Origin of the sequence: Fluviicola taffensis DSM 16823 (assembly GCF_000194605.1) — a bacterium.
In the GTDB taxonomy this organism is placed as follows: Bacteria; Bacteroidota; Bacteroidia; order Flavobacteriales_D; family Crocinitomicaceae; genus Fluviicola; species Fluviicola taffensis.
The window spans coordinates 1,997,039-2,009,680 of sequence record NC_015321.1 but is presented as its reverse complement, the minus strand read 5'-3'; the positions used below and the strand labels follow the sequence as shown (position 1 = coordinate 2,009,680).

Below are 12,642 nucleotides of genomic sequence, written 5' to 3'. Positions count from 1 at the left end.
GAGATGTGGAGATGCAATTAATTGTTTCTCCACATTCCATTTTCCTACAAATAAAATACTCAATCCCTCCCAAACTTAAAATACCTGGAAAGCGGATGTTTTTTCTTTTTCATGAAAAGTGACGCCATTTCCATTCCAATGACTGAAAATGTAATTCCATTCCCTCCAAAACCCAGTACGAAGTACGCGTTCTTAAATTTGGAGTGTTCACCAATATAGGGCAATCCGTCCTTCGTTTCACCGAAAGTTCCTGCCCAAACAAAATCTGTCACGAACTCAAAATTAGGGTTTAGTTTTTTCAGCTTATTTAAAATCTCCTGCTCCTTTGCATTCAAGAGTTTGTCGCGTTTTTGTGCATCCTGAAAATCTTCATCACCGCCTCCAATGAGAAATCGGTGGTCATCTGTCGTGCGAAAATACAGATAGGGTGAATCGGTATCCCAGAACAAGGTTTCTTCGATTGACTTGAATGCTGCTGGATCTATTTCACTGACCAACGCATAAGTGCTTTTTAACGACACAACCTTTTCCGGGATCATTCCAGCACTTTCATATCCGGTACAGTAAATTGTTTTCTTAGCTCGAATCCGGGATCCATTTTCAGTAGTCACGATATTGAACCCTCTTTCGTACTGTACGGATTTTAATTCGGTTTTATCATAGATGCGCAATCCGCGTTTTTGATTGTATTCTAGCAATTCATGCCCAAACCTGAAAGCATCCATGCTTGCTCCAAGTTCTGAAAGGATTCCGCCGCAGGAGTTTTGAAATCCAAATTGATACTGAACTTCTGCAGCATTTAACCAATTAACGCCAAAACCATATTTTTTGCGCGTTTCATATTCCAATTTTAAACGCGTTAAATCGTCTTTGTTCGTGGTGTAATACAACGATGTCTTGCGCTGGAATCCTGCCTGTGAACCCAATTTTTTTGCTAATTTTTCAAGTTCAAGAATGGATGCTGCACAAGCCTGGTAACTTTTCACCGCGCCATTCTCCCCTATTTTTTCAATTAATTCAGACAATGGAACATCAATTTCGTACTGAAGCATGGAAGTTGTTGCCGATGTACTACCATTACAGACCTCACGCTTATCAATCAAAATAGTATCGAATCCGTCTTCAATCATTTGATGAGCTATCAGACTTCCGGTTATTCCTCCCCCAACAATTAATACGTCACAGGATTCATCCGAATGTAATGATGAATACGAGTTAATCAATCCATTTTTTATTAGCCAAAATGGCTCATTCGACTTTAAATCCATAAACAATCGTTGAAATTCTTTAAGGAAGTTATGTCTTTTATTTTAAGGAAAATACGATTACTTCATTTTAACGAAATTTGTGGCTAGTACTTGAAATCCAATGGCAATTATTTGTAAATTCCTGTTCACACTTCACCTAAAAGGGTGATTTACTAACATAAAACGGATAGTATGAAACTGAACATTGGAATTAGCGAAAAAGATTTAAAAGGCATTCACAAATTGTTGAACGCCATATTGGCAGACGGGAATATTTTTTACATCAAGCTTCGGAAATTCCACTGGAATTTATCCGGCGATAACTTCATGGAGCTGCACCAGCTTTTTGAGGCACAGTATAACGATGTTGCATTGGCTATAGACGAAGTTGCGGAGCGCATCAGTACCTTGGGCGGTGTGGCTATCGGAACCACTTCCGAGTTTGCAGCTACTTCCGGTTTGAAAGAAACTCCCGGCAAAGTTCCGGATATCCAGGGAATGCTGAAAGAACTGGTAGGCGACCACGAAACTATTGTGCGTGCTTTGCGCAAGGGAATCGAAGATGCAGAAGAGAAATTCAAAGATGCGGGAACGGCTGATTTCTTAAACGGATTGATGCAGAACCATGAAAAGATGGCGTGGAAGCTCCGCAAATATTTTAAGGATTAATAAGTGTGGGGAGATCTCGGCTTCGCCAAGACTCCCTACTTTGTTTCCCGCAAATGCGCAAATTAATAGGCGAGCCTACCGGTCTCGCTGTTAAAGGCTTAAGAATTATCTTTCTGATAAAATAACTCTTTTATACTCAAGTTTGGATTTTCTGAAATTCACTAATACTCCAACTTCCATCCCAGAAACAGCCAGATAATTAATGGTCTGTTCAAAATGCTCTTTGCAGAACTCAGAGACCGCCTTCACTTCCAGAATGATGGAATCAAAAACAACAAAGTCGGCATAGAACTGATGGGGTAGAATAGTGTCTTTGTATTTTACCCGATATTGAACTTCCCGGGCAAAAGGAATTCCATGCTTTTTGAATTCATATTCCAAAGCATCTTTGTAAACAATTTCAGAAAATCCGGCTCCAAGTTCAGAATGAACTTCCATGCAAGATCCGATGATTTCATAGCATTCTTCTTTCAATAAGTAGTGTTCCATTCTATTTAAGTTAATGAAAAAGACCATTTCTTACAATAGGAACCAATTATCTTGTTCAAGAGAATGAGGTCGACCGGTAGGCGACCTCAAAATTTGCGCATTTGCGGGAAAAGAAAAGGCCGCAATCCGCTTTAGCGGATGCGACCTTCCAGTATTATTTGTAGAACAGTTTAAACCACCATATTCACAATCTTCCCGGGAACTACGATCACCTTCTTCGGAGCTTTCCCTTCCAACCATTTTTCTGCTTCTGGCATGGCCAAAACGGCTTCTTCTACTTCTTTTGCAGTGAAAGTTGTCGGTAATTCAGCGTTAAATCGCATTTTTCCATTGAAAGATACGGGATAAACCGTATTTGCTTCTACCAGCATCTCTGGATCGAATGTGGGGAAATGAGCCGTAGAAACTGTTCCTTTTTCATAACCGATAGCTTCCCACAATTCTTCTGCAGTGTGCGGAGCGTAAGGCGCTAAAAGAACAACCAACTGCTCCAATACTTCTTTCGAATGACATTTTTGTTCTGTCAATTCGTTTACACAAATCATTAAGGTGGAAACATTTGTATTGAATGAGTAACGTTCCAAATCATCTTCTACTTTCTTGATCGTTTTATGTAAAGTCTTCAAAGAAGCTTTGTCTACAGAACCTTCTGTTACAATCAATTTTCCATCCTCAAAAAATAAACGCCACAGTTTGCGCAAGAAGTTGTGCACTCCCGAAATTCCTTTTGTGTCCCACGGCTTCGTTTGCTCCAACGGACCTAGGAACATTTCATACATGCGCAATGTATCTGCTCCGAATTTCTCTACCAATTCATCCGGCGTTTGCACATTGAATTTGGATTTGGACATTTTTTCGACTTCGGATTCACAAATGAATGTTCCGTCATCCTCTAAAATGAATTCTGCATTTGTAAAATCAGGGCGCCATGCTTTAAATGCCTCAGTATCTAATTTATCATTATCAACAAGCGAGATATCAACATGAACTGGTATCTTTTGAAACTCAGAAACCTTATCCATTTCTATACCAACTGACTTTGTTATATGAGAATTCATTTCTTGAAATACATCAAATTGATCCTCGGATTTATTTAATTTATTAATCCACCCACTAGAAATGAAAATAGGATGTTTCAAATCAATTTCTTTGAAATCTATTCTGTAAGCCAAACTGCTTCTCCCCAAAATCATCCCTTGATTAATCATTTTCTTAAATGGCTCATCAAAACCAATGAATCCTTTATCAAACAAGAATTTGCACCAGAAACGCGAGTACAATAAGTGACCCGTTGCATGCTCCGAACCTCCAATGTATAAATCCACCTGATTCCAGTAATCCGCTTTTTCTTTCGAAACAAATTCGTGCGTATTGTGTGGATCCATGTAACGCAAGAAGTAGAATGAACTTCCTGCCCAACCTGGCATGGTGTTGTATTCCATGCGGTCGCCTTCTGAGTATTTCCACGCACTTTTTTCTGCACGAGCCAATGGTGGTTCGCCGTCTTCTGTTGGCAAATATTTATCTACTTCCGGTAGTTCAATTGGCAAATTTGCATCGTCAACCAAATACGGAATGTCGTTTTTATAATAAACCGGGAAAGGCTCTCCCCAATAACGTTGACGGGAGAAAATCGCATCACGTAAACGGTAATTTGTTTTTCCTTTTCCTAAATCTTGCTCTTCAATTTTTGCAATCGCAACCGCCATCGCTTTTTTGATTGGCAATCCGCTCAGGAAATCAGAATCTGCAATCGTTCCTTCTTTCTCAGCATAAGCTCCTTCAGAAATATCGACGTTCTCAAAAATGTTCTTGATCGGAATGTTGAAATGCTTCGCGAAATCCCAATCCCGTTGGTCGCCGCAAGGAACCGCCATTACAGCTCCTGTTCCGTAGGAAGCCAACACATAATCTCCGATCCAAACCGGAATTTTCTCTCCCGAGAACGGATGAATCGCATAAGCTCCAGTAAACTGACCCGTAATATTTTTTACATCCGCTTGTCTATCGCGCTCCGATTTCAATGAAGCAGCGGTTTTGTAAGCTTCAATAGCTTCTTTGTATTCAGCAGTTGTGATCTCATCCACTAATGGATGTTCCGGCGCCAAAACCATGAAAGAAACCCCGAAAATCGTATCAGGACGGGTAGTAAAGACTTCAATCTCTCTGAATTCATCATTCTGAATTCTGAATTTGACTGAAGCTCCTACTGATTTCCCGATCCAGTTGCGCTGCATATCTTTGATTGCATCTGTCCAGTCAACGGTATCCAAACCTGTCAATAAACGTTCTGCATAAGCTTTGATTCGCATTGACCATTGACGCATCAATTTTTGCTCCACAGGATGTCCGCCGCGCTCGGAAAGCCCGTTGATGACTTCGTCATTTGCCAAAACAGTTCCCAAAGCCGGACACCAGTTTACCCATGAATCAGCCAGGTAAGCCAAGCGGTATTCCATCAAAATATCCGATTGCTCTTTCTCCGAGTAATTTTTCCATTCTTCGGCTGTAAACGTGTTAGTAAAATCGCTAACAGCTTTCACGTCTGAATTTCCATTTTTCTCGAATTCAGCAATCAATAAATCAATTGATTCGGCTTTATCCGTAGTTACATTATACCAGGAATTGAAAATTTGCTTAAATATCCACTGTGTCCACTTGTAATATTCGGGTGAAGAAGTGCGAACTTCTCTGTCCCAATCAAATGAAAAACCGATTTTATCCAATTGATCGCGGTAACGAGCAATGTTTTGTTCGGTTGTAATTGCAGGATGTTGTCCTGTCTGTATTGCATATTGCTCTGCAGGAAGTCCGAATGAATCATACCCCATTGGATGCAAGACATTGTATCCTCTTAAGCGTTTGTAGCGTGCATAGATATCAGATGCAATGTAACCGAGTGGGTGACCAACGTGCAAACCAGCTCCAGACGGATATGGGAACATATCCAACACGTAGTATTTGGGTTTAACAGAGTTGTCTTCAGCAGCAAACGTTTTGTGATCTGCCCAATATTTGCGCCATTTGCGCTCGATTTCATTAAAATTATATTCCATGCTTTTAACTTCGCTAAAAAGAGGCACAAAGATACCAAAATAGACCTATTTATAGCCAATGACACATTTTTATCCGCAGGTGATAAGAAATCGGTGTAACTAAACTAATTTTTGATGTTATTTAGATTATAAATAAAAACAAAGCTTATGACTCTCCGTATTTCCATCGCGATTTTCGCTCTTAGCTTCCTTTTTGGAACTTCAGGTTCTGCAAATGCTGCTGAACAACTTTCTAATCAAAGCAAATCTGTTTTAGAAATGAAAGCCTCTACAAACACAAAAAAAGAGTTCAAACCTAAAAAACGCAAAAAATCAAAAGTGAGAAAACACCGAGGCTGCGAAGCTTATGGAGGATAAAAACAATTTTATGAGTGAAGTAGTTTTAGCAAGATTTGATTCTTTTTTGTGAGTCTATTCACAGAAGAGAATTTGATTCTATGTGAAAAAAGCTATTTTTAGTCCATGTTTCGATATTTTCTCTCCTTTTCGTTGCTTCTCCTTTGCTTTGTTTATTCAAATAATGCAGTAGCGGACAATTGGGATGAAGCAACTTATCGAAACGCTTATCTAAGAGAAAAAGACAATACCAAAAAATTCTGGCGACAAGTTGCGCTTGGTAAGTATTACCAAATGAACAATGTCCAAAAGGCAGATTCAATTCGCTATGCAATCATCGAAGCAAGTAGAATAGAATCGGATTCTGCGAAACTTCAAGCATTGATTTACGATTTGCGCATAGAAGCACTTCAAGGAAATAAGTCTGCTTATTACGCGAAAATTCTTCAATTGCAACCTTATTTGTCGCGAACAAATTCGAAGTTAAATCAGGTAAATATTTTCCATTTATTGGGTGAATATCACACCGCTTACCGTGAATTCGAACAAGCAACCGTTTATTTGGATGAAGCTTTACGTTTTTCAAAACAAGTTCGCAACTATGCTTTGATTGGCGAAACAAATCGATTATTGGCAAAGTTAAGCATGGAGCAAAACAAACGAGATGCCTCTTTGGATTATGCTGAAACATCGATTCAATATGCCCGTCGCTCTTCCGACAAGCCTCTAATGGCTAAGTGCATGAATATGCAGGCTTTGATTTATAGCTTTTTTGGACAAGTTGAGTTATCTGTTTCTAAAAATTTCATCGCCTTACAATTGGCAAAAGACGCGGGAGACTTGCCACAAGTGGCTCAATATCAACGAGAAATTGGAGAATCTCAGTATCAGATTTTCAATTACGACAATGCGAATGTGTTTTTCATTCAATCGCGTGAAACAGCTTGGAGAATCCGAGATAAACGATTAGTTGGATTAGCAAACATTGACATGGGTTTGGTGAAATTAGCCAAAAAGGAGTACGATGAAGCAATCAAAGAACTGAAAAGCGCTGTGTTGATTTTGCATTCATTCAACGATCAAGACGGATTAGGTTTAGCACATAAATTTTTAGGTAATAGTTATAATGAGCAAAGAAAATACGATGAAGCATTGCGGTATTACAACATGGCATTGGTTTATTTTGAGTCCGCTGCAAATCGATCAGAAATTGCGAGTGTCTATCATTTAGTAGGAACTGTTTTTGCCGAACAGGGGAAGTATAAAAATGCACTAAACTACTTGAATCGTTCCATCGAAATTCGCACAAATTATGGGTATAATGGAGGTGTTTATCCCTCCTACAAGGAAATTGCAGATGTGTACAAGAAAACTGGCGATATGAAATTAGCATACCGCTATTTAAACATGTATTCAGATTTTACGGATAGCGCCCGAATTGTTGAAGTAAGTGCGAAAATTGCTGAATTATCTGAGTTGTATCGTTCGGAGCAGCGGGAGCGATTAATTGCTACTCAAGCCGATTCTATCGAGTTACAGCGAAAACAAAAAGAGAATACCGAGTTGAAAAACATCTTCCAAACCTACATTATTATTGGATTTTTAGTGGTTTTAGCATTGGCATCTTTTATCCTGTATTACCGATTGAAACAACGAAATATCCGTCAATTGCAACAAGAAGCAGAAATGAATCAAACATTGTTACGTTCACAAATGAATCCGCATTTTGTGTTCAATGCCATGTCGGTAATTCAAAGCTATATTTACGAGAATGACACTAAGAATTCGACCAAATTCCTCATTAATTTCTCCAAGTTGATGCGTTTGATTCTCGAAAATTCCTCCAAAGAATTTATCTCATTAGCCACAGAGATCGACATCTTGAATAAGTATTTGGAAACACAAAAATTGCGCTTCGGAGATCGCTTCACCTACGAAGTGAGCGTGAATGATCAACTATTGGACGAGGAAGCAATTATTCCTCCCATGATTACGCAACCATTTATCGAAAACGCTATCGAGCATGGTCAATTACACACCATTGAGGGTGGATTTATCCATGTGCGGTTTACAAAAGATGAAGAAATGCTTCATGTGATGATTGAAGACAATGGAATTGGACGAAAAGGCTCCAAAAACAATAAGAAAAGTGCCGAACATAAAAGCATGGCGATGAAAATCACCCAAGATAGAATCAATAATCTGAGCTATAAATACAAGATTCTGGGCCGTATGGAAATGGAAGATTACGATAAAGAAGAGGAAACAGGAACTTTGGTTAACATCTATTTGCCTTACAGAACCGAAGGAGGGAACGGATAAGAAAGTTCAATAGTTGAAACGTTCAAAAGAGTTCAAGAGACTTACGTATTCATAACGAGTTATTAATTAAGAGTTCATTTGAACCATTTGAACCATTTGAACCATTTGAACCATTTTTCCCATTAAATATTTATCTTTCCAAAAATTACTTCAACGAGAACATGAAAAAAGTATTAATCATTGATGATGAGCAACGAACACGCGAATTGATTGCTAAAATGATCGAATCATTTGAATTTGATATTCAAACCTTTCCAGTAGGTGAAAACGTACAATCAGGTTTGGCTGCTATTCAAGAAATTAAACCTGATTTGGTGTTTTTAGATATTCAAATGCCAGATGGAACGGGATTTGATTTATTGAAAGCCGTTCCCGAGAAAGATTTTGAAGTGATTTTCATTACAGCTCATGAAGAATTTGCAATCAAAGCGATTAAATTCTCAGCCCTTGATTATATTTTAAAACCCGTTGATCCAGAAGAATTAAAAGGTGCTTTAGAACGTGCTTTGGAATCCATGAAGGACAATGAAACCAAACAAGAGCCTCAATTTGAAGCACTTCAACAGAATATTCAACCTAGTCAAAAACGAAGATTGGTGTTGAAAACCCAAGAAAGTGTTCACGTTGTAGATTTAGACCACATTATTCGGTGTGAAGCAGATCGAAATTATACCTCATTCTTTTTAACGGAAGGCAAGAAAATTTTGGTTTCAAGAACTTTGAAAGACTATGAAACCTTGTTGACAGGTCACAATTTTTTACGCGTTCAACAATCCCATTTAATCAACTTGAATTTTGTGGATAGATATGACAAAGGAAATGGTGGGGCTGTAGTGATGAAGGATGGTTCTGAGGTTCCGTTGTCACCCGCAAAGCGAGATATCTTTTTCCAAATTTTGGATAAACTTTAATGCTCAGTTAACTTGTTTCTGCAAAATATTCATTCAAATGCAGTATTTATTCATTAGTTGAACTCTGTTTAAGATAGCTAGCTATCTTAGGAGAGGAAATAAGGAGAATGGAATCAGGTTGTTTTCTATGTTAGGTTAAGTTGAAACGGAAATCACTGCATGGAGAGGCAGTTTTTTCATTTCTAGTTTTATTGAAGAGTATACAGTTCTATCACCGTCAAAGACTTACCAAATAAAAAACTTAGAAACAACCTGATTTTCATTTAAAATTGATTGTTCACACGCAACATACAAACTAAAACACTACTAAACAGTTTTAAAGACTCATGATTCATGGGTCTTTTTTGTTTAAAAAGTATTAAACATTTTATCGTTTAAATGTTTTTTTATAAGTTTAGTCGAAAACTCCCTTTTCAATTCATCAATTCATTTAATTTTGCTAAAAATATGGAAATGGACATTAGTAATTTTGTTCAAATTGAAAAAGAAGATGTTGCAAGCCTTCATTTTCCAAAAGAAGAAGTTTTGGAAGATGTAGATTTGATTACCATTCGCAAAGCAGATGTTAATCGCGCAATTTCTCTTGGAAATTTGGAACATTATAAAGTAAAGATTTACTTTGCAGACGATAAAGGAGAGAAAGTTGTAAATACAACTATTTGGGCAGTGACAGATGTAGCAATCGTATTGAAACAACTTGTATTGATTCCAATTAATCGTATCATCAAATTAGAAATATAATAGGCATGTCGAAAAAAAAGTCAATCATTAGCTATGATAAGCTGAATATCGATCAGAAGAAACAATTATTAATTGCTTTTCCAGATGGTTTTTCTGGAAATACAAGCAAAATGACAAATCCAATTACAGGAGAAATTTTTGATTCTTTGTTATGGGAAACGGAAGAGATTGTTTATTTGGTTAAACTTCCGAAAACAACTGTTAAATCACCTTCCGTAGACGATGATGAAGAAGACTTCGAAGAAGATTTCGACGCCGTTGACGCGAAAGGGGATGATGATGAATCTACTGATGACGACGAAGACGATTCTTACGATGATGCTCCTGAGGAAGAAGCAGCAGAAGACGATGAAGATTAATAGATATTAAAAAAATAAATCGCCCCAACAATCCAATAACATGGAGTTGGGGCGTTTTAATAGTATGAAAGAAGAAAAGCAAACAGCGCCAAATCAGCCGATTGATGAAAAAGCACTCAAGCGAAAAAAGTGGCTAAAGCGCGTTGGTGTAGCTGGTTTTTTGTTTTTTCTAATTAAAGGATTAGTTTGGATAGCTATTGCACTATTTGCTTGGAAAGGTTGTAGCTAGTGTTTACCTTTTTCAACATTAGACATTAGTTGAAAACGCAGTCTATGTTTCATCGTTTGGCTTTACATCTACCATTCCTCCTACTATCTTACTTTACATATTCTCAGGAAACTCAATCTGTTTACTTCAAAACAGGTAGCCATAAGATTTCCACCTATTCCAATAAAACGCTCGAAAAAATATTCACTAATCTGGATTGCACAGAACTCATTGAAATAAAATTCATTGGTTATTCAGACAGTATTGGGAACATTGATTCCAATCAAAAGCTTTCTGAAAAAAGGGCTAGAGCAGTAGCAAAATCAGTTAAAGGATATTTGAGTTCCACTATTTCGATCGTCACAGAATCGAAAGGAGAATTACCTCGAAAAGTAGATAGTTTGAGCAGACGTGTGGATGTCGTTTTCTATTACCGGACGGAAAATTCGGAGGATAATCAAAATCAGGACACACTGATTATCCAACAAAACGATCCCAGATGCTTTTTTGTTGATGAAAACATCGAATCTTACAGTAATATCACTGTAAAACTAAATAAGAAAAAGAAAGTAGTTTACCTACAAGTTCTCGACGAAAAAGAATTCTCCTCCCGAAAATATTATTACCTTAAAAATCCGTCAAAGACGAATGCGGTTGCGCAGCGAGTAAACTTCAAACTCGAGACAACAGGAATGTTATGGTGGCGCGAAAAAAGATTAACAGCCACGATTCCTAAAGAGAGTTACGAGAAATACGGATTATTTTATCTAGAAAAACCACCCTGTGAAGGCTGTAAAGAACAATTGTTTAAAAAAGACACCAATATTTTTACCGGAAAAGCAATAAAGGATGATCATTTTCTCATGAGTGTCACACAACTCAAAACAAAATTCTTTCGTCCGAATATTTTAAAGATTCGTGTGCCGAAAGAATATATCCATGAAAATGAATCTTATTACGCGGTCAAAAATTACGGTTATACCGAAAAAACAGAGACGTTAAAATGGGAAGAAAAACGTGGAAAGCGAAAAGAAAATTACCTCTTTGCAAAAATCAATATTAAAAAGGTAGAACGTGTCTCTATCGCAAGACCACAAAGGTTTTCATTTTGTCCAGGAAGAGGCAATGGCGGACTCGGTGGAAACTATAGTGGATTTGGTTGCGGCGGCCTTGGAATTGACGGAAGCTTTCCTGTAACTGTTTATTTTTCGCCAACTATTAATGCTTTTTATCACAACGATACCATTACAGCCTTTCTTTTGGTTGGATTAGACTTTGAATTGAAACAGCACCAACTTTCGTTGAATGTGGGGCTTAACCACCGACTTGGTTTATACTATTCGGCTTATTATCGTTTTGAGATTTTCAGCTTTGAAATGATGCGAAACCGTTTATTAGATCCTTGGCAAATGGCAAAAAAAACACGGTTTTCAACACGTGTTGGCATTTACGCCGGACCAGAATTCAAATCCAGTTACAACAAACGCTACAAGTCTTTTTCCGAATTGAATTTACATGCTGGATTTTCAGTGGATTGGGATAACGGTCTGGGCTATTACGTTCATGGAGGAGTTGCCAGAGATTTGTCAAATCGAATAAATACTGGATTTTATCCATTTATTCAGGCCGGTATTCGGTTTAGATTCCAATTTTAAAACCCGAAAAGGTTGTGAAAGGATCTGAATATCAAATTTTGATGATTATTTCTCGTTTCCAAGTTTCTTGATGAATTGGTTTTCCACCAGTGATTTCATTTGTGTGATTGCAATTTTGTTTAGCTGGATTAACCGTTCATTTTGTGGTATAACTTGAGCAATGAGCATGGCATTGATGCTTTCTAAATTAGATAACACCACCAATTGTTGGATGGTTGCACAATGCCGGATATTTCCTTTGTCATTCGGATTTGTATCACGCCATTGCTTGGCTGTCATTCCGAAAAGAGCCATATTCAACACATCTGCCTCATTCGCATATACCAGTGACGTTTGATTCTTGCTCAATTCCTGTGGAATGAGGTTTTCCTTAATGGCATCTGTGTGAATCTTGTAGTTCACTTTTGCCAATGTTCGTTGAAAGTTCCATTCAATCTGAAGGCGACTGCTTTCTTCTTCTTTTAAACGCTGAAACTCCTTGATGATATACAGCTTAAACTCAATTGAAATCCAAGATGCGAATTCAAAAGCGATATCCTTGTGTGCAAAGGTTCCACCATAACGACCCGATTTTGAAACAATACCAATAGACCTGTGGTCTCAATCCATCGTTTTGGTGTAAGAACAAAACTATTTAATCCAGCTTGTT

Annotated in this window: 12 protein-coding genes; 8 read left to right on the top strand and 4 right to left on the bottom strand. The window is 37.8% G+C overall.

What is annotated here, in order from left to right; translation table 11 throughout:
- Positions 1-59 precede the first annotated feature (59 nt).
- Positions 60-1,268 carry an NAD(P)/FAD-dependent oxidoreductase gene (locus FLUTA_RS08770; protein ID WP_013686511.1) on the bottom strand — a complete coding sequence of 403 codons (1,209 nt, stop codon included), beginning with the start codon at positions 1,266-1,268 and terminating at the stop codon, positions 60-62.
- A gap of 171 nt (positions 1,269-1,439) precedes the next feature.
- On the opposite strand from FLUTA_RS08770, the gene FLUTA_RS08765 reads away from it, so the two are divergent.
- Positions 1,440-1,916: a Dps family protein gene (locus tag FLUTA_RS08765; RefSeq protein WP_013686510.1), complete on the top strand. Its 477-nt coding sequence runs from the start codon at positions 1,440-1,442 to the stop codon at positions 1,914-1,916.
- 105 nt (positions 1,917-2,021) lie between these two features.
- Here the strand turns inward: FLUTA_RS08765 and FLUTA_RS08760 are convergent, their stop codons facing one another.
- A complete protein-coding gene (locus tag FLUTA_RS08760; protein WP_013686509.1) occupies positions 2,022-2,405 on the bottom strand; it encodes a GxxExxY protein in 384 nt (127 codons plus the stop codon).
- A gap of 170 nt (positions 2,406-2,575) precedes the next feature.
- Positions 2,576-5,461, bottom strand: a complete 2,886-nt coding sequence (locus tag FLUTA_RS08755) for a leucine--tRNA ligase (protein ID WP_013686508.1) — start codon at positions 5,459-5,461, stop codon at positions 2,576-2,578.
- Between the two features lie 147 nt (positions 5,462-5,608).
- Between FLUTA_RS08755 and FLUTA_RS08750 the strand changes: the two genes are divergently transcribed.
- The 7 genes from FLUTA_RS08750 to FLUTA_RS08725 all read left to right on the top strand — a co-directional run bounded on the left by FLUTA_RS08750 (position 5,609) and on the right by FLUTA_RS08725 (position 11,993).
- Positions 5,609-5,818 carry a hypothetical protein gene (locus tag FLUTA_RS08750; protein WP_013686507.1) on the top strand — a complete coding sequence of 70 codons (210 nt, stop codon included), beginning with the start codon at positions 5,609-5,611 and terminating at the stop codon, positions 5,816-5,818.
- Positions 5,819-5,923: 105 nt separating this feature from the next.
- Complete coding sequence (locus FLUTA_RS08745) at positions 5,924-8,119, top strand: tetratricopeptide repeat-containing sensor histidine kinase (RefSeq protein ID WP_013686506.1); 2,196 nt, start codon at positions 5,924-5,926, stop codon at positions 8,117-8,119.
- Positions 8,120-8,280: 161 nt separating this feature from the next.
- Positions 8,281-9,030, top strand: coding sequence for a LytR/AlgR family response regulator transcription factor (locus tag FLUTA_RS08740; RefSeq protein ID WP_013686505.1), 750 nt, complete (start codon positions 8,281-8,283; stop codon positions 9,028-9,030).
- A gap of 453 nt (positions 9,031-9,483) precedes the next feature.
- The gene (locus tag FLUTA_RS08735; protein WP_013686504.1) at positions 9,484-9,771 is read left to right on the top strand and encodes a hypothetical protein; all 288 of its coding nucleotides are present in this window, start codon (positions 9,484-9,486) and stop codon (positions 9,769-9,771) included.
- Positions 9,772-9,776: 5 nt separating this feature from the next.
- On the top strand, positions 9,777-10,130 hold the full coding sequence (locus FLUTA_RS21580; RefSeq protein ID WP_013686503.1) for a hypothetical protein: 354 nt from the start codon (positions 9,777-9,779) through the stop codon (positions 10,128-10,130).
- A gap of 64 nt (positions 10,131-10,194) precedes the next feature.
- Positions 10,195-10,359, top strand: coding sequence for a hypothetical protein (locus tag FLUTA_RS21575; RefSeq protein WP_169312075.1), 165 nt, complete (start codon positions 10,195-10,197; stop codon positions 10,357-10,359).
- Between the two features lie 44 nt (positions 10,360-10,403).
- On the top strand, positions 10,404-11,993 hold the full coding sequence (locus tag FLUTA_RS08725) for an OmpA family protein (protein ID WP_013686501.1): 1,590 nt from the start codon (positions 10,404-10,406) through the stop codon (positions 11,991-11,993).
- Positions 11,994-12,038: 45 nt separating this feature from the next.
- Here FLUTA_RS08725 and FLUTA_RS22040 read toward each other — a convergent pair whose 3' ends face one another.
- Positions 12,039-12,395, bottom strand: coding sequence for a hypothetical protein (locus FLUTA_RS22040; protein WP_425357330.1), 357 nt, complete (start codon positions 12,393-12,395; stop codon positions 12,039-12,041).
- Positions 12,396-12,642: the final 247 nt, after the last annotated feature.